The sequence below is a fragment of the Cobetia sp. 14N.309.X.WAT.E.A4 genome, assembly GCF_030397495.1.
In the GTDB taxonomy this organism is placed as follows: domain Bacteria; phylum Pseudomonadota; class Gammaproteobacteria; order Pseudomonadales; family Halomonadaceae; genus Cobetia; species Cobetia marina.
The window spans coordinates 15,404-33,257 of sequence record NZ_JAPNXT010000017.1 but is presented as its reverse complement, the minus strand read 5'-3'; the positions used below and the strand labels follow the sequence as shown (position 1 = coordinate 33,257).

The 17,854-nt window shown below is 63.9% G+C and carries 15 protein-coding genes; 9 read left to right on the top strand and 6 right to left on the bottom strand.

What is annotated here, in order from left to right:
- Nucleotides 1-40: 40 nt before the first annotated feature.
- Both lnt and OW493_RS16560 read left to right on the top strand, forming a co-directional pair.
- A complete protein-coding gene (lnt, locus tag OW493_RS16565; protein WP_077371393.1) occupies nucleotides 41-1,570 on the top strand; it encodes an apolipoprotein N-acyltransferase in 1,530 nt (509 codons plus the stop codon).
- Between the two features lie 65 nt (nucleotides 1,571-1,635).
- Nucleotides 1,636-2,388 carry a YdcF family protein gene (locus OW493_RS16560; protein ID WP_077371390.1) on the top strand — a complete coding sequence of 251 codons (753 nt, stop codon included), beginning with the start codon at nucleotides 1,636-1,638 and terminating at the stop codon, nucleotides 2,386-2,388.
- A gap of 95 nt (nucleotides 2,389-2,483) precedes the next feature.
- On the opposite strand, the gene OW493_RS16555 is transcribed toward OW493_RS16560, so the two are convergent.
- Nucleotides 2,484-3,698 carry a hypothetical protein gene (locus OW493_RS16555; protein ID WP_289864942.1) on the bottom strand — a complete coding sequence of 405 codons (1,215 nt, stop codon included), beginning with the start codon at nucleotides 3,696-3,698 and terminating at the stop codon, nucleotides 2,484-2,486.
- Nucleotides 3,698-4,339, bottom strand: a complete 642-nt coding sequence (locus OW493_RS16550) for a zinc ribbon-containing protein (protein WP_308477992.1) — start codon at nucleotides 4,337-4,339, stop codon at nucleotides 3,698-3,700. The genes OW493_RS16555 and OW493_RS16550 overlap by 1 nt, the downstream gene beginning before the upstream one ends.
- Before the next feature lie 329 nt (nucleotides 4,340-4,668).
- Between OW493_RS16550 and leuS the strand changes: the two genes are divergently transcribed.
- From leuS to OW493_RS16530, 4 genes are all read left to right on the top strand, one after another.
- Nucleotides 4,669-7,269, top strand: coding sequence for a leucine--tRNA ligase (gene leuS, locus OW493_RS16545; RefSeq protein WP_077371384.1), 2,601 nt, complete (start codon nucleotides 4,669-4,671; stop codon nucleotides 7,267-7,269).
- 182 nt (nucleotides 7,270-7,451) lie between these two features.
- Entirely contained in the window at nucleotides 7,452-8,021 is a 570-nt protein-coding gene (lptE, locus tag OW493_RS16540; protein ID WP_084209267.1) for an LPS assembly lipoprotein LptE, read from the top strand.
- 145 nt (nucleotides 8,022-8,166) lie between these two features.
- Nucleotides 8,167-9,225, top strand: coding sequence for a DNA polymerase III subunit delta (gene holA, locus OW493_RS16535; RefSeq protein ID WP_077371377.1), 1,059 nt, complete (start codon nucleotides 8,167-8,169; stop codon nucleotides 9,223-9,225).
- Nucleotides 9,226-9,267: 42 nt separating this feature from the next.
- Complete coding sequence (locus OW493_RS16530) at nucleotides 9,268-9,618, top strand: DUF6482 family protein (protein ID WP_103751361.1); 351 nt, start codon at nucleotides 9,268-9,270, stop codon at nucleotides 9,616-9,618.
- An 89-nt stretch (nucleotides 9,619-9,707) separates the two neighbouring features.
- Here the strand turns inward: OW493_RS16530 and OW493_RS16525 are convergent, their stop codons facing one another.
- From OW493_RS16525 to fadB, 3 genes are all read right to left on the bottom strand, one after another.
- Entirely contained in the window at nucleotides 9,708-10,640 is a 933-nt protein-coding gene (locus tag OW493_RS16525; RefSeq protein WP_077371374.1) for an amidohydrolase family protein, read from the bottom strand.
- 193 nt (nucleotides 10,641-10,833) lie between these two features.
- The gene (gene fadA, locus OW493_RS16520; RefSeq protein WP_136938374.1) at nucleotides 10,834-12,012 is read right to left on the bottom strand and encodes an acetyl-CoA C-acyltransferase FadA; all 1,179 of its coding nucleotides are present in this window, start codon (nucleotides 12,010-12,012) and stop codon (nucleotides 10,834-10,836) included.
- Between the two features lie 94 nt (nucleotides 12,013-12,106).
- The gene (fadB, locus tag OW493_RS16515) at nucleotides 12,107-14,257 is read right to left on the bottom strand and encodes a fatty acid oxidation complex subunit alpha FadB (RefSeq protein ID WP_077371369.1); all 2,151 of its coding nucleotides are present in this window, start codon (nucleotides 14,255-14,257) and stop codon (nucleotides 12,107-12,109) included.
- 410 nt (nucleotides 14,258-14,667) lie between these two features.
- Here fadB and OW493_RS16510 point away from each other — a divergent pair, with 410 nt between their 5' ends.
- A complete protein-coding gene (locus tag OW493_RS16510; RefSeq protein WP_077371366.1) occupies nucleotides 14,668-15,780 on the top strand; it encodes a DUF5924 family protein in 1,113 nt (370 codons plus the stop codon).
- A 178-nt stretch (nucleotides 15,781-15,958) separates the two neighbouring features.
- The gene (gene slyA / locus OW493_RS16505) at nucleotides 15,959-16,405 is read left to right on the top strand and encodes a transcriptional regulator SlyA (protein WP_077371363.1); all 447 of its coding nucleotides are present in this window, start codon (nucleotides 15,959-15,961) and stop codon (nucleotides 16,403-16,405) included.
- Between the two features lie 143 nt (nucleotides 16,406-16,548).
- On the opposite strand, the gene OW493_RS16500 is transcribed toward slyA, so the two are convergent.
- Nucleotides 16,549-17,097, bottom strand: coding sequence for a hypothetical protein (locus tag OW493_RS16500; protein WP_084209269.1), 549 nt, complete (start codon nucleotides 17,095-17,097; stop codon nucleotides 16,549-16,551).
- Nucleotides 17,098-17,344: 247 nt separating this feature from the next.
- Between OW493_RS16500 and OW493_RS16495 the strand changes: the two genes are divergently transcribed.
- Nucleotides 17,345-17,797, top strand: a complete 453-nt coding sequence (locus OW493_RS16495) for a universal stress protein (protein ID WP_077371357.1) — start codon at nucleotides 17,345-17,347, stop codon at nucleotides 17,795-17,797.
- Nucleotides 17,798-17,854 lie beyond the last annotated feature (57 nt).

Sequence of the window (17,854 nt, the reverse complement as noted above, 5' to 3'; positions counted from 1 at the left end):
ATGCCCGACGGTGTGTCTGGCATTTTACAAGGAGAGCGGCATGTCCGAATCACCTCACCCGGCGGCCTTCAGGGGCACGTCGTCGTTGAGCAATGCGCTGGGCCACCTGCTGGCTCTGATCGCCGGTGTCTTGATCACCCTGAGTTTCGCCCCCTTCGAGCAATGGTGGCTGGGCCCGGTGGGTGCGGGGCTGCTCTACGGCGCCCTGCGCATGCCGAGCGGTGGCTTCCTGCGCGCCTGGTGGTATGGCGTCGGTCTGTTCGGCAGTGGCGCCAGCTGGGTCTATGTCTCGATCCATGACTACGGCTATACCGGCATGCCGCTGGCCGTGCTGCTGACGATGCTGTTCGTCGCTACCATGGCGCTATTCCCGATGCTGTGGATGGGGCTGTGGCAACGCTTCTGCTCACGCCAGCTGGACGTGCTGTCGTTCGCTGCCGTCTTCGTCATCAGTGAGCTGTTTCGCACCTGGGCCTTCACCGGCTTCCCGTGGCTGCTGCTGGGCAACAGTGCGGTGGGGTCGCCGCTGGCCAATTGGGTGCCGATACTCGGGGTCTACGGCGTCTCGCTGATCATCGCGCTGTCCGGTGCGTTGCTGTGGAACCTGGCGCTCAGGCGGCGCTGGCTGACCCTCGTGCCATTGGTGGTGCTGTGGGGGGCGGGTCTGCTGCTGCCGACCAGCTGGACGCATCCCGGCGGAGAGCCGGCACGCGTCGCGCTGCTGCAGGGCAACCTGCCGCAGCTGATCAAGTGGAGCGCCGAGGGCCAGCGACGCGCGGCCAATACCTATGCCGCGATGACCCGGGCCGTGCAGGACGATGCCGACCTGATCGTGTGGCCGGAAACCGCACTGCCGATGCTGCGCGATCAGGCCGAACCCTTCCTGGAACGCATCCAGGCGACGCTGCCTCCCAAGACCGGGCTGATCACCGGCATCGTCGAGCGCGACGCCGACAACCGCTTCTACAACAGCGTGATCCCCATCGATGACCCTTCGGCCCAGTACCGCAAGGAACATCTGGTGCCCTTCGGAGAATATGTGCCGCTGGAGAGCTGGTTGCGTGGCATCATCGGCTTCTTAGACCTGCCGATGTCGAGCATGCAATCAGGCGACAGTCAGCAGGAACCGCTGTTCGTGAGCGGGCTGCGTATCGGGGTCGCCATCTGCTACGAGATCGTCTATCCGGAGCTGGTTCGCCAGCGGGCGCTGAGCTCGACCGTGCTGCTGACCGTGTCCAATGACACCTGGTTCGGTCACTCCATCGGGCCACTCCAGCACCTGCAGATGGCACAGATTCGCGCACTGGAAAACGGACGTTTCCTGCTGCGCGCGACCAGCAACGGGGTGACGGCGATCATCTCGCCACAGGGGGAGATCATTGCCCGCGCCCCGCAGTTCGAGGAGGCGACCGTCACCGGCGACATCCGCCTGCAGCTGGGCATGACGCCCTGGATGCGCTTCGGACTGCTGCCGATATGGATTCTGGTGGGCCTGCTGCTGGCACCGAGCCTGATGCTGGGCATCGGTGAACGTCTGGCGGCACGCCGTGGCATGAAGGCGTCCAGCTGATACGCTGCTCCCCCTATCCGCTGCCGGGAGATGCCCGGCAGCGCCTCTGAACAAGCGAGACCATCATGGGCTTCACCGAGTTTCTCGGCATCATCAAGGACCTGATACTGCCACCCGGCGGCCCGCTGCTGCTGCTGATCCTGACCATGCTGATCCTCAAGCGCTGGCCGACTCTGGCGCGGGCGTTGATGGCACTGGCCATTCTTGGCATGTGGCTCCTGGCGTCACCGGTCGTCTCCACACGCCTGATGGCCGGGCTTGAGCGCATTCAGCCCAGTGCACCGGCGGAATGGATTCAGGCTCAGGCGGTGGTCGTGCTGTCCGGTGGCCGTTACTACAATGCGCCGGAGCTGCAGGGACGAGACCGGATCAACGGCGAGACGCTCAGCCGGCTGGACGAAGGCGTGCGGGTCGCGCGCAACGCCGAGCTGCCGATCCTGCTGACCGGCGGCAAGGTCTCGTCATCGGACGATGGCACCCTGGCGGAACTGATGCAGCGCTCGCTGATCGATGAATTCGATTACCCGGCGCGCTGGCTTGAGAACCGCAGCGAGAATACCCAGCAGAATGCGCGCTACACTCGCGAGATGCTCAAGGAAGACGACATCAACAAGATCGTGCTGGTCACCAGTGCCTGGCACATGCCGCGCGCGATGCGCAATTTCCAGAATCAGGGCTTCCGCACCATCATTCCGGCCCCGGTGGGATACACCACCGTCTCCGGGCTGGGAATCGATGCCTGGATTCCCAACAGCTCCGCGCTGACCCAGTCACGCTGGGCACTGCACGAGTGGATCGGCTGGCTGGTGGGTCGCTAGACGCATCGAGGCCACCGACCAGAGACACGACGGGCTGCCCATGGGCAGCCCGTCGTGTCTCTGGTCATCAATGCCACCCTGCCACGCTCACGCTCTCAGGTGACCTCCTGCATCCAGCTGGCCTGCCTGAGCCAGGGCCCCAGCTGGCGACGCTGAAAAGCCGGGTCCCGCGTCCATTCATCGCATCCGACATGGGCATTGCCCGCGGGAAACTCACCCAGCACATCATCGGGAAACGCCAGGCTGGCGCGCGAGTTCACCTTCAGCGAATAACAGCGGTCATGGCTCATGAGGCTGGTACGCAGATAGCGCCAGACGCGCTCCTTGAGAAACCATTGATCGATGTTCGGGGTTTCCACCTGCCGGGGACTCCAGTCCGCCAGCATCCCCTCCATCGAGGGCAGCACCCCGGCGATACCTCCGCAGAGTCCCGCCAGCACGAGATCGGTATGCGTCCACCAATCGCGCATCACATGGAAGAAACGCCCGGATGTCAGCCACATCTGCACGGCTCGTACCTCGCGAAGACTGATGACACTGTCGCAGTCCCGCACCAGGAAATAGCCAACGCCGGGATCATCCGCGACCGCAAATCGCCAGCACAGCCGCTGTCTGAGTGAGTCGGTCTTCGGACGTTCCACCAGCTCGGCGTCCAGCTGCCGGGCGATGTCCAGAAAATCCTCTGGCACACTGTCGTCGTGATACAGCCGCACCTGCCAGCCCGGGTAGAGCACCGGTGCCAGCAACAGGTTATGCAACATGCCATTCAGATAACGCGGCCCCTGGCCCCAGAGACCATAGGACAGCACTCGCCGCTTGCCGGCTGCCACCGCCGATGGGGCTCTGGAGGGCAATGCCCAGTCCTTGGCAAGCGGCTGGTCTCCGTACGCGACATCCTTGAGCTCCAATGCGCGACTGCCGAAGCCACGTGCCTGAGCATGGCGCCCCAGGCGTGCACAGCAGGAGGCCAATGCATCGAACAGTACCGGATTGCGGCTTCCTCCATCGACCAGCCTCTGCCCAGCGGCGATGGCCCCTGACGCATCACCCGCCCGCGACAGGCATACCACCCGATTGAGGGCGATTTCTTCATCCTCGGGGCATTCATCACAACCCTGGCCGAGTATCTGACCGGCAGCGCGATAATCCCCCAGCAGGAACAGGTAGTAGGACACCTGCTTGAAGAGGCCCGCGGCACGCGGGCGAGCCTGTTGATTGAAATGCGCGATCATGCACTGGACGGCTCGGGCGCGATGCCCTGCCGTCCACTCCTGATGCGCTGGCAGGAACCAGTCGTGCGGTGTCGCCATCAGTCCCGGGGGTCCGCATCGGTTGATGGCGCGGGTTGCGGCGCCCCGCGTGCGAAGAAACGGTGCCCACAGGCATGGCAGGGCTCCAGTACGCTGGGGCGCGTCAAGGTCGTGATGGCCTCGCAATGCACGCAGTGCAGCAGCCCCGGCGCGATGACTTCTCCACTGGTGTAGTCGGCGCGAGCGGCCTCGAGGTCTTCCTCGAAGTGCGCGCGGTCCACCACGGTGCGATCCGCGATGGACATCAGCGCGGAACTGACGCTGCGCGACAGCACGTCGAGATCAATCCCCAGCCAGCTGGCGACCCCTTCGCCACCGGCCGCCAGGTGGCGACGGAATTCCTGCATGTCCCGCTCGACCCAGGCACGCAGCAGCGCCAGCTCGTCACGGGTGAACTCCTCGACCTCGGCCTCGAACTTCACCGCTTCATCCAGCTCGGCCTTGAGCCCTTCCCAGGACAACTCGCCGCTGCTGTCTTCCAGACGCGTCAGGATTCGCCCATAGGCATCGCCGAGACGTCCTTCCCCTTCGCCCTGCGGCTGGCGGGAGGGCATCGGGGTATCTTCAAAGCCGCTGTCATGCGAGGACGTGGTGGCACTGGCGGGATCGTGCGGATCACGGGGTTCACGTGGTTGGCTCATGGACTCTCCTTGTATCATCAGCGTCTCCCGGTCTGCGGGAGGCATGGGGCGCTCTCTCAAGCATGGTGGTGTTGGCGTTGCTTCACAAGCCACACCCACTCGTGGCCGCCTGCAGGACGTGACGCAGGTCAGGATATCGCGTCACCCTGTCAAGACCGGTCTCACGGCGGGCCATGGCAGTCGCCTCCCCTACCTGAGGCCTGGCGTCTGGGGTAGACTTGACCCCATCGCTGACAGTGGCGGCCTTGCCAAGCGGACCGCCCATCTCTTCACGCCCTGCCTGCCCGCTTGGACAGGTACAGGCCAACGCCAAGGTAGCAACGGACCCGATGGACTCACAGGATACGTCTCAACAGTACGCTCCCGACCAGATCGAACAGGCTGCCCAGCAGTACTGGGAGAAAAATCAGTGCTTCAAGGCGGTGGAAGATGCCAACCGCGAGAAGTTCTACTGCCTGTCGATGTTCCCCTACCCCAGCGGCAAGCTGCACATGGGGCACGTGCGTAACTACACCATCGGTGACGTGATCTCGCGCTTCCAGCGCATGCAGGGCAAGAACGTGATGCAGCCGATGGGCTGGGATGCCTTCGGCCTGCCGGCGGAAAATGCCGCGATGAAGAACAACGTCGCGCCGGGCAAGTGGACCCACGAGAACATCGCCTACATGCGCGATCAGCTCAAGGCGCTGGGCTTCGCCTACGACTGGAGCCGTGAGTTCGCGACCTGTGACCTGGAATACTACCGCTGGGAACAATGGTTCTTCGCCAAGCTGGTCGAGAAGGGAGTCGTCTACAAGAAGAGCTCCATCGTCAACTGGGACCCGGCGGACCAGACCGTGCTCGCCAATGAGCAGGTCATCGACGGCCGTGGCTGGCGCTCCGGCGCGCTGATCGAGCGCAAGGAAATCCCGCAGTGGTTCCTGCGCATCACCGACTATGCCGAAGAGCTGCTGGCCGACCTCGACAAGGTCGAGTGGCCGGAACAGGTCAAGACCATGCAGCGCAACTGGATCGGCAAGTCGCGCGGTGTCGAGCTGAGCTTCGGCCTCGATGCCAAGGCAAGCCAGGTGCAGGAATCCCTGACCGTCTTCACCACGCGTCCGGATACCCTGATGGGCGTGACCTACGTCGGTGTCGCCGCCGCTCACCCGCTGGCCAAGGCCGCGGCAGAGCACAATGCCGAGCTTGCCGAGTTCAACGCCGAATGCGCGCGTGGCGGCACCAGCGAAGCCGACATGGCAACCATGGAAAAACGCGGCATGGATACCGGCTTCAAGGCCATCCATCCGCTGACGGGCCGTGAAGTGCCGGTCTACGTCGCCAACTTCGTGCTGATGGAATACGGCACCGGTGCCGTGATGGCCGTGCCGGCCCACGACGAGCGCGACCACGAATTCGCCACCAAGTACGGCCTGCCCATCGAAGCCGTGATCGCCGATGCCGACGGCAACGCGCCTGACGTCAGCGACGCCGCCTTCACCGAGCACGGCGTGCTGATCAACTCCGGCGACTTCAATGGGCTCGACTTCGAGAGCGCCTTCGATGCCATCGCCGCACGTCTGGTCGAGCAGGGCCGTGGTGAGGTCAAGACCAACTTCCGCCTGCGCGACTGGGGCGTCTCGCGTCAGCGCTACTGGGGCGCGCCGATTCCGGTCAAGAATGGTCCGAATGGCGAATCCATCCCGCTGACCGACGACGAGCTGCCGGTCGAGCTGCCACTGGAAGTCGAATTCGACGCCTCCGGCGGTTCGCCGATCAAGAAGATGCCGTCCTTCAGTGACCTGGGCGATGGCTGGCAGCGCGAGACCGACACCTTCGACACCTTCATGGAGTCCTCCTGGTACTACGCGCGCTTCTGCTGCGCGGACAATGCCGAGGCCATGCTGGACGAGCGCGCCAACTACTGGCTGCCGGTCGACTACTACATCGGCGGCATCGAGCACGCCATCCTGCACCTGCTCTACTCGCGCTTCTTCCACAAGCTGATGCGGGACTTCGGCCTGGTCGACAGCGATGAGCCGTTCAAGCAGCTGCTGACCCAGGGCATGGTGGTCGCGGATACCTACTACCGCATCAACGAGAAAGGCGGCCGCGACTGGTTCAACCCGCTGGACGTGGACGTCGAGACCGACGACAAGGGCCGTGCCATCAAGGCCGTGCTGAAGTCCGATGGCCTGCCGGTGGAGATCGGCGGCACCGAGAAGATGTCCAAGTCCAAGAACAACGGCGTGGACCCGCAGTCGATGATCGACCGCTTCGGCGCCGACACCGTACGTCTGTTCATGATGTTTGCCGCACCGCCCGAGCAGTCGCTGGAGTGGTCCGATTCCGGTGTCGAGGGCGCGCATCGCTTCGTCAAGCGCGTCTGGCGCCTGGTTCACGAGCACGTCGCTGCCGGCACCCCGGCCGCGTTGGACGTGGCAGGCCTGAACGATGACCAGAAGGCGCTGCGTCGCAAGACGCACGAGACCATCGCCAAGTGCAGCGATGACATCGGCCGCCGTACCACCTTCAACACCGCCATCGCGGCCGTGATGGAGCTGGTCAATGCCATCAGCCGCTTCGAGGACGCCTCCGAGCAGGGCCTGGCCGTCAGCCGTGAAGCCGTCGAGGCCTGCGTGCTGTTGCTGTCACCGATCATCCCGCATGCCAGCCACTCGCTGTGGGCGACACTGGGCCACGAGGAAGCCGTGATCGACGCCAGCTGGCCGGTCGCGGACAGGGATGCGATGAAGAAGGACAGCATCGAGCTGGTCGTGCAGGTCAACGGCAAGCTGCGGGCGCGTCTGTCCTTCGCCGCCGATGCCGACCGTGATGCCATCGAGGCTGCTGCCCTGGCAGATGCCAACGTCACCAAGCACACCGATGGCAAGACGGTGCGCAAGGTCATCGTGGTACCGGGCAAGCTGGTCAACATCGTCGCCAACTGAGGCGATACCGGGGCACGCCCCGCACCCGGCGCCTTGGCGCGTCGGGCTCCTGCCTGCCATCCGCATCCTCTTGCGGGTGGCTGGCAGCCAAATTTCGTGCGCGGCATGGCTTACGGGAATCCCCGGAGCATGCAGCGCTCTCGCAGGACATTCATGACACTCGTTCATGACAGGAGGTCACGGTGACGCAGGCGAATTCCAACAGTGCATCAGTGGACGCATCACGCAGCCCCGGCGAGACCGCAGCGTCAGCTGCCCCGCGCCGGTCGGCTCCTCGCCGCCTGATGGCGGCCATTGGCGTTGGCGTCGCGCTGACGTTGAGCGGCTGTGGCTTCCAGCTGCGCGATTACGACGCCACGCCGATGGCCATCACCGAACTCGATGTCCAGGCACCGAACACCGATACCCACGACGCGCTGCGCGAAGCGCTCAAGCAGGCCGACATCCGCCTGAGCGATGATGCACCACTGCGCCTGAATCTGGGCAAGCTGAATGAAGATGTCCATCAGATCACCTTTGGTGATGCAGGCAGCATCAAGCGCGAGCTGACCTATCGTGTCGTCTACTCGCTGCAACGCAAGTCGGACGGTGCCTACCTGGCCAACCAGCAGGAGCTGGAAGCCAGCAGCGACTACTACACCAACGACGACAACCTGCTCAACACCGATGACGTGCGTGAACGTGCCGGTGAGCAGAATGATCGTGAGCTGAGTCGTCAGCTGATGGACCGCCTGCGCGCCATCACCCCCTGAACTCTCTGAACTGGCGAGACGCTCACCAGTAGACCGCACCACCATCACGGCTCCGCGCTATCGGGCAACCGACCACCGCGGAGCCGTGTGCGTCTGCCGCCATCCAGCGTCACCGCCCTCTCCCGTGCAGGATCGAAGGACATTCATGAAGGTCTATCCCGACAAGCTGGAAGAGCAACTCAACAAGCGCCTGTCTCCGGTCTATATCGTGGCGGGCGACGAGCCTCTGATCCATCAGGAAAGCTGCGACGCCATCCGGCGCGCGGCGCGTGCGGCCGGCGTCGAGGAGCGGGAAGTCCTTCACGTCGAGAACGGTTTCCAGTGGGGCCGTCTGACCGAATCTGCCGCCAGCATGTCACTGTTCGCCTCGCGCAAGCTGATCGAGCTTCGCCTGGGCACCCAGAGCGCCGGCCAGGAAGGCAGCAAGGTGCTCAAGGCCTATGCCGAGCGCATCGAGAAGGATGGCGACATCCTGCTGATCACCGCCGCACGCCTCGACCGCAAGGTGCAGCAGACGGCGTGGTTCAAGGCGCTCGAGAAGGTGGGAGTGTTCATCGCGGTCTGGCCGGTGGATCATTCCCGCCTCGGCTTCTGGATTCGTGATCGCGCCCGCCTGCATGGCCTGGAACTGAATCAGGACGCCGCCCGGCTGCTGGCCGAGCGCATCGAAGGCAATCTGCTGGCCGCGGACCAGGAGCTGCAGAAGCTGGCGCTGCTGCACCCGCCGGGCGCACGCCTGGATGGCAATGCCATCGCCCAGGGGGTCGAGGACAATGCCCGCTATGATGTCTTCACGCTGGCGGATGCCTGCCTGAAGGGCGAGATCGAGCGCAGCGGGCGTATCGTGCTGGGTCTGCGGGGAGAAGGGGTCGAGCCGCCGGTGATCCTGTGGGCCTTGACGCGCGAGCTGCGCACCCTGCTCTCGCTGCGTCAGCACCTCGATCAAGGCCAGAGTTTCGAGCATGCCTGCAAGGCGCAGAAACCGATGATCTTCGACAAGCGGCGTCCCTTCTATCAGCAGGCGCTCAATCGTCTGCCCCACAAGCGTCTGCACAAGCTGCTGCTGTTCTCGCAGCGACTCGACATGGCGATCAAGGGCGGAATGACGCTGCCTATCTGGGACGGGATGGTGGATCTCGCCCTGACGCTCGCCGGTGGACGCGGCCCGCTGGCCGAACTGCCTCACGCCTACAAGGTGGGGTGATCCTGGCACGGTCCGACGTGCCTCTGACACGAGGGAGATCCCATGCAGATGACACCCCCGTTGCTTGGCGAAGGCGTCAGTGTCGAGACCCTGCGTCGATGGCTCGCCGAAGGCAACACGCTGACCGTGGAGATCCAGACGCTGGATCAGGGGCTATATCTGGTGCGCCTGCATCATGCCGACGGCATCAGTCGTCTGGTCGATGAAGACGGCCAGTCCCTGCGCTTCACCGGCACGCAGTGGGTCAGTCGCCTGTTGCTGCCGCTGGGGCTGACGCATGGCGTGCAGACCTGGGCGGAAGTGCAGGATGAGATGATCGGCCTCCCCACGACTCCGGTCGACAATGCCAGCCTGCTGGCCCATGGCACGCGTGTGGCGTTCAAGACGCTGTAGCCATATCAGGAAGCCCCCGTCAGTTCACTGACGGGGGCTTCTGTCATTGCGGCACGCCCCTGAGACTCAGGTGGGCGCTCGATCCGCGCTCAGTGCGCCTCCTCGACCTTCGACTTCACGAAGGCGGGATATCCATAGAGCTTGCGTGGATTGTCGCGGAAGATCTTCTCGCGCATCTCGCGCTCCGGCAGCCAGCGCTGCATCAATTCCGCCAGCGTGTCCTCCTCCGGCATCTCGACCCCGATATGCGGATGCGGCCAGTCACTGCCCCACACCACGCGTTCGGGATTGGCGGAAACCAGTGCCCGCGCCAGTGCCGTGACATCGGAATACGGCAGGCGTCCCCGGGTGGTGAGTCGATATGGCGCCGACAGCTTGGCCCAGGTACGTCCCTGCTTGAGCATCCGACACAGCGCGGTGAAACCGGGACATTCCGGCCCCCGTGAAGCCGCGAGGTGGCCCATGTGGTCGATCACCACCGGCACCGGCAGACTGCCGAGCCGTGCCTCCATGTCACGGAAGGTCGAGACATCGATCAGGCATTCCAGATGCCAGTCGAAGCGGGCCAGACGGTCCGCCAGCAGCACGACATCACGCCAGCGCAGCCCGCCGGAGAAGATCAGATTGAGGCGCACCCCACAGACGCCCAGCCTGGAGAGCCGCTCAAGCTCTGCATCACTGATCTCGGGCGAGACCACGGCGATGCCGCGATAATCCAGCCCGCGCTCACGACAGTTCTCGAGGCTGTCGCACAGCAGGCGATTGTCATAGCCATAGACACTTGGCTGGATCAGGACGCCATGACGGGCGCCAAGCGCGTGGTGCATTTCCAGCGCGTCCTTGAGCCCGAATTCGGCAGGGTTGTAGGTCCTGTCTTCCGCCAGCGGATAACGCACCGGATCGCCGAACACATGAAGATGGCAATCAATGCTGCCCGGAGGCAGCCGGAACGTCAGGGGATGCGGCAGGGGGCGTGGCGGTGCCGCACACGGCAGATCCTGCTCGACATGGTTCCAATCCATCGATGCGACTCCCTCGCGTAACCTCGATCATCAAGCTCTGGGCGACTTCGCGTTTCAGTGCCCCGTGTCACGATACTGCGCCCCCTCTCTCGTTTCCAGACAAAAGCACGCATACGAAAAAGCGGCATGTCCGAAGACATGCCGCTTGAAGATACTCTGCCGGTGCGTGATCGCCATCTCAGGCGAAGCGCAGTCAGTCGAGACGCTCGAAGACCGTCGCGACCCCCTGCCCCATGCCGATGCACATGGTCGCCAGACCCAGGCGCGTGTTCTGCTGCTTCATGACGTTGAGCAAGGTGGTGCAGATACGCGAGCCGGAACAGCCCAGCGGATGCCCCAGCGCGATGGCGCCGCCGTTGAGGTTGACCGCCGTGTCGGCGCGTTCCAGCAGGCCGAGGTCCTTGAGCACGGGAATCGATTGCGCCGCGAAGGCCTCATTGAGCTCGACGGTCTGGATATCGTCGATGGTCAGCCCCGCTGCCTTGAGTGCCTGCTTGGAGGCCGGTACCGGGCCGTAGCCCATGATGGAGGCATCGCACCCGGCCACACCGGTGGACAGTACGCGGGCGATGGGCTTGAGACCCAGCGCTTCGGCGCGCTCGGCGCTCATCACCGCCATGCCCGAGGCACCCACGGAAAGTGCGGAGGAGGTGCCCGCCGTCACGGTGCCGCCCTTGGGGTCGAACACCGGCTTGAGGTTGCCCATCGATTCCATGCTGGCATCGCCACGGATGACCTCATCACGGGTCACCATCACGCGACGCCCCTCGGCATCATGGCCCTCGACGCCGATGATCTCGTCATCGAAACGGCCTTCATCGGCGGCCGCCTGGGCACGCTGGTGAGAGCGCACGCCGAACTCATCCTGCTGCTCACGACTCACGCCGTGCATCTTGCCGAGCAGTTCCGCGGTCAGGCCCATCATCATCGCGGCCTTGGCCGCGTGCTTGCTGGCCGCCGGGTTGACATCGACCCCATGCGCCATCGGCACGTGCTCCATGTGCTCGACACCCCCGATGATGTAGAAGTCGCCCATGCCGGCCTTGATGTTGGCGGTGGCGATATGCAGCGCGCTCATCGAGGAGCCACACAGGCGGTTGACCGTCTGCGCCGGCACGCTGCGCGGGATGCCGGTCATGATGGCGGCATTGCGCGCGATGTTCATGGCCTGTTCCAGGGTCTGGTTGACGCAGCCCCAGATGACGTCATCGACCTCTGCCGGCACCAGGCCGGGGTTGCGGTCGAACAGCGCCTGCATCACCGCGGCGGACAGGTTCTCGGCGCGCACGTGGCGGAAGGCCCCATTCTTGGCCTTGGCCATGGCAGTGCGCACGCCATCGACGATTACCACATCTCTCGGATTCAGATTCATTGTCTGGCTCCCTCATGGCCCTCGCTGTCGCGAGAGCCGAAAATTCTGGTCGGATAGTGCTGGCCCCACTTGGGTGTGCTCAGCAATCAAAGGCTCAGGCGTAGAAGGCGTCGCCGCGCTTGGCACGCTCACGCAGTGCCTCGGTCGGGCGATACAGCGGCCCCAGCTCATCGGCCAGGCTGTCGGCCAGCGCAACGAACTCGGCCACGCCCATGGCATCGACGTAGCGCAGTGCGCCACCACGGAACGGCGGGAAACCGATGCCGTAGATCAAGGCCATGTCCGCCTCGGCCGGCGTACCGACAATGTCATCTTCCAGACACCGGATGGTTTCCATGCACAGCGGCACCATCATGCGCGCGATGATGTCGTCATCGGAGAATTCGCGCGTCTCGCTGACCACTTCACTGACCAGTGCCTGCGCCGCTTCATCAGGCAGCTTCTTCGGCTTGCCCTTGCGGTCTTCCTCATAGCGATAGAAGCCCAGGTCATTCTTCTGACCCAGTCGCTTGTTGTCGTACATCACCTGAATGGCGGTCTTGCCCTCACGCGCCATGCGATCCGGGAAGCCTTCGGCCATTACCGCATTGGCGTGGACCGCAGTGTCCATGCCGACCACATCCAGCAGGTAGGCCGGGCCCATCGGCCAGCCGAACTTCTCCATCACCTTGTCGACGCGCTGATAGTCGGCGCCCTTCTCGACCAGCAGGCTGAAGCCACCGAAGTAGGGGAACAGCACGCGGTTGACCAGGAACCCCGGGCAGTCGTTGACGACGATCGGTGTCTTGCCCATCTGACGGGCGTAGGCGACGGTCGCGGCGATCGCCGCGTCACTGGATTTCTCACCACGGATGACTTCCACCAGCGGCATGCGATGCACCGGGTTGAAGAAGTGCATGCCGCAGAAGTTCTCGGGACGCTTGAGCGATTCGGCCAGACGCGTGATGGAAATGGTCGAGGTGTTGGACGTCAGGATGGTGGTATCCGCCACGTTGTCCTCGAGCTCGGCCAGCACCGACGCCTTGACCTTGGGGTTCTCGACCACCGCCTCGACGACCAGATCCACGTTGCCGAAATCGCCATAGGACAGCGTCGGGCGAATGTTGGACAGCCCCTGCGCCATCTTCTCGGTGGTCAGCTTGCCCCGCTCGACGCCCTTGCCGAACAGCTTGCGCGCTTCCTTCAGGCCAAGCTCGATGGCCTCGCCATTGATGTCCTTCATCAGGATCGGCGTGCCCTTGCTGGCGCTCTGATAGGCGATGCCACCGCCCATGATGCCGGCGCCCAGCACGGCAGCCTGCTGGATCTTGCTGGCCTGCTTCTCGTATCCCTTGGCTTTCTTCTTGACCACCTGATCGTTCATGAACAGGCCGACCAGATTGAAGGCCACGTCGGTCAGCGCCATCCGGGCGAAGGTCTTGGCCTCGATGGCCTGGGCACGCTCACGCGATTCGCCCGCGCCCTTCTGGATGACCTTGATGGCCTCCACCGGCGCCGGATAGTGCGGGCCGGCCTTGCCTGCCACGAAGCCCTTGGCGGTCTCGAAGGCCATCATCTGCTCGATGGCATTGAGCTTGAGCGGCGAGGTCTTCTCGAGACGCCGTGCCATGTAGTCCAGCTCACCCGCATTGGCGCGCGCCAGAATGTCGAGTGCCGCCGCGTCCAGCTCGGCCACCGGCAGCACGGCATCGACGGCGCCGACTGCCAGGGCCTTGTCGGCGCGATTCTCGGTGCCACCACAGATCCATTCGATGGCGTTGTCCGCCCCGATCAGGCGCGGCAGACGTACGCAGCCCGCCCAGCCCGGAATGATGCCGAGCTTGGTCTCCGGCAGGCCGATCTTCGCGCTGTCCGCCATGACGCGGAAGTCGGTGGTCAGGGTGATCTCGCAGCCGCCGCCCAGCGCCAGCCCATTGATGGCGGTGACGGTGGGGAACGGCAGGTCCTCGATGGCATTGAAGATGCCATGGACGGTCATGTTCATGTCGATGAGGAAGGCTTCATCCTTCTCGAACATCTGATGGAACTCGGTGATATCGGCACCGACCACGAACGCTTCCTTGGCGGAGCGGATGACCAGCCCCTTCAGGTCGGCCGTCGCCTTGATGGCCTCCACCGCCTCCCCCAGCTCCTTGAGTACGTAGCTGGCCAGCTTGTTGACCGATTCGCCTTCAAGGTCGAGCGTCAACAGGGCGATGGCGTCCTGATTGGCCTCGACGGATAGCGTTTTGCCTGAATAGATCATCCACGGATCTCCACAAGAGAAAGGGGTGAAGGGGCTGTCAGGCGCAGGATGGTCTCTGCCATGGATGCGCTGGCAACCGGCCTCGCCGGACTCGAAGCTTCCAGAGGCGCCGCAGGAGAGTCATCTCTCGCCACAGCGCTTCATACAAGCGTTTGAATACAGCCAGCTTGGGCCACAGACGGGCAAAGATCAAGCCTGCGGACATTAGCGAAAGGTCGGGGGTCCGGGGCTGTCTCCATGCCGGTTCCTGTCTCTGGCGCCTGACTTCGACAGCGGGTGTGGGCAAAGATCGACGCTACACCCGGAAAGGCAGTCGCGTTACTCTTGGCGCTTTCCCGTCACGCAGGCTGGCAGCGGCATATCCTTGCCCTCCAGCAGGCTCTCAAAGGCCACACCGATATCATGCTTTCATGAGCAGCACTCTCACCGCCCTGTATCTGCGCCTGACCGGCATCGTCGAACGCACCAAGCGCTGGCACTGGCTATGGCCTCCCATCGGCTTCGCTGCGGGTATCTGCAGTTTCTTCCTCGTCAATCGTCAGCAATGGCTGGGTGGCATGCTGGCGCTGGGCATGATGCTGGCCTGGTTGATCCTGATCGCCGAAGGCCTGTGGAGCCGTCTGCGCCGTCATCGCGGCCAGAATGCCCTGCCCCGCAAGCTGGCCACCTTCGTGGCGCAGCTGATCCAGCAGGAGACCCTGTGCTTCACGTTGCCGTTCTTTCTGGCCACGACCGACTGGGCCAGTGGCCAGGCAGGCTTCACCTTGCTGCTGTGCGGCGCGACTCTGCTGTCGATACTCGACCCCTTCTACTACCGACTGGCCGAGCGCCATCGCTGGCTGTACTTCGGCTTCCACGCCCTGTGCGTATTCGTCGTGGTACTGGTCACCCTGCCCCTGCTGCTGGAACTGACCACCGGCGAGAGTCTGTTGGCTGCCTGTGCCGCGATGAGCCTGTTCGCGCTGCCCAGTGTCGCCAACCTGCGGATTGCCCGCGGGCTGGTCGGTGGCCTGGCGATGATCGGCATCAGCGTGATGCTGGGGGTGGGCGCATGGGGGGCACGCGCCTGGATTCCGCCTGCCACGCTCTGGATCAACGCCAGCAGCCTCTCGCCGGACTTCGACACCGCGGCGCGGACACCGCGGGGCGAGATGCATCTGACCCCTGCACAACTCTCCGCCAGAGGCCTCTACGCCTACACGGCCATTCGCGCCCCGCGCGGGTTGTCGGAGAAGGTCTATCACGTCTGGCGACATGACGGAGAAGTGGTGGATCGCATCGCCTTGAACATCAACGGCGGTCGCAAGGAAGGTTATCGGGCATGGACACACAAGACGGCCTTCCCCAAGGGCAGCGAGGGGGAATGGGAAATCGATGTCGAGACCATGAACGGGCAGCGCATCGGCAGTCTGCGCTTCCTCGTCAGTGATGATCCGCAGGTGGCCACCTTCGCGGACAGCAGCCTGGCACGGCCGGCGGGCATCCCCGGCTGGCGGATCACCAACCTGATTCCGGGCCTGTGACGCTTCGCGACGTGAGTGACCCTGAAGCGTGAACCCTCGGTTACTCGACCTTGGGCGTAAAATTCGTTCGCAGGCTTGTAATTATCCAGGCTGCCTAGCATGCTGAGGACAAGGGCGGCACCGAGGGGTGCCAGGATAAAAGCCCACTCATCCTTTGCACTCTGTGGACGACATACCCATGCATGAAGATATCGGGCTAAAGCTTTCCCGCCTGCCGCGCCTATGGCGCGCCATCCTGGACCAGCGACTGTCCCCGCTTGGGCTGACACAAACCCGCTGGATGACGCTGGTACACCTGTGGCGACTCGGAGACGGCCAGCCACAATGTGATCTGGCACGCTCCATCGGCATCGAGGCACCGTCTCTGGTACGCACGCTTGATCAGCTCAGCGAACAGGGGCTGGTGGAACGCCGCGCCTGTGAGGAAGACCGCCGCACCAAGCGCATCTTCCTGACACACAAGGCACTGCCGCTGATCGAGAAGATCGATGCCATCGCCGAGCAGACCCGCATCGAGATGCTCGAGGGGCTCACACCGGAGCAGGTCGACCAATTCTGCGAATGCCTGCGCGTCATGGAACGCAATGGCCTGGAAATTTCCGAGAAGGTGCCGGAAAGCGCCTGAGCGAGCGTGTCCGGATACGCCAGCGGGAAAGGAAAAAGCCCCCATCGAGTGACTCGACGGGGGCTTTTTTGCAAGACGTTCAAGGCAAGCTCAGGTCACGCGCCGGCCCTGCTCGCGGCCGAGGGCGGCCCGAGATATCACGCTCACCCGCCCGGCATTCTGGGCTCTGTCCCCACCAACGGACGGCGGCGATGGGCAATGGGGGCCTTGGCGATCAACAGGGCATGCAGTGCCTCGAACTCCCGGCGCCACGCCTCGCAGTCTTCCAGTGCCAGGCTCTCCCCCCACCACAGCGTCAAACCGGACAGTGAGGACTCCAGCATCAGGGCATCCTCCGGCAACGCCCGCGTGAGATGTTCCAGAGCAGCCGCGAAGTCGGGGTCCTCCGCCAGGCGACTCTCTTCACGCCAACGATATCCGGGCACGGCCTCACGCAGTGCATCGCTGGCCCACTCGTCGTGGACGAGAATGAAGGGAGTGACATCGCGCTCGGTGGGCCAGGGACGACGATAGCCGACGATCCCCTTGGGGGCATCCGAAAGCGGTGCTGCCTTCAGGTCAACCCGCATGCCGTCCGCGATCACGGCCTTGCGCACCAGTGACGTGCGTGTCTCACGCTTGCTGGGGCGTAACCATGTCAGCGGCGACAACATCGCCAGCACCACGAAAATGATGATCAGAGCTGTCGTCATGAAATGTCCTGCCAGGAAGTGTCAGTAAGAAATTCGCGTCATCATCGAACGACTGCGGAAAACGCCGCCGTGCGGACAACCAGAAACGTGCCCAGAGCCCGAGCCATCCAACCGCGTACGGGGGTTGCGCCTGGCGCACTGGCAATACGTTGATGCAAGTCATTGTCTTCCGGGGGGCGGCAAGCCTAGCATGGAAGCAGGTGCACGACGCCACTCGAATGGCCCACCTCTACGGGAGGAATTCAGGATGAGCAACGAATACAAGCATGTACTGGTCGCTGTCGATCTGACCAAGGATTCCCACCTGGTACTGGAACGCGCACTGCCCATCGCCAAGCGCAATGGTGCCAAGGTGTCCATCATGCATACCCTCGAGCCACTGGGCTTTGCCTATGGCGGGGACATCCCGATGGATCTGACCAGCATTCAGGATCAGCTGGATTCCCATGCCCGTGAGCGACTGGGGGACATCGCCACGCCACACGGTATCGCGCCTGAAGATCAGCATGTCGTGGTCGGCATGCCGGACAGCGAGATTCATCGCTTTGCCGCAGAACATGACGTGGATCTGATCGTGGTCGGCTCACATGGTCGCCATGGCTTCGCCCTGCTGCTGGGCTCCACCTCCACTGGTGTCCTGCATGGTGCCCAGTGTGATGTGCTGGCCGTCCGAGTGGGGGCAGATGACAGCGAAGAATGACGCCGGCGGTCAGTGAGCCGAGATGACACGAGGGCAGCCAATGGCTGCCCTCGTGTC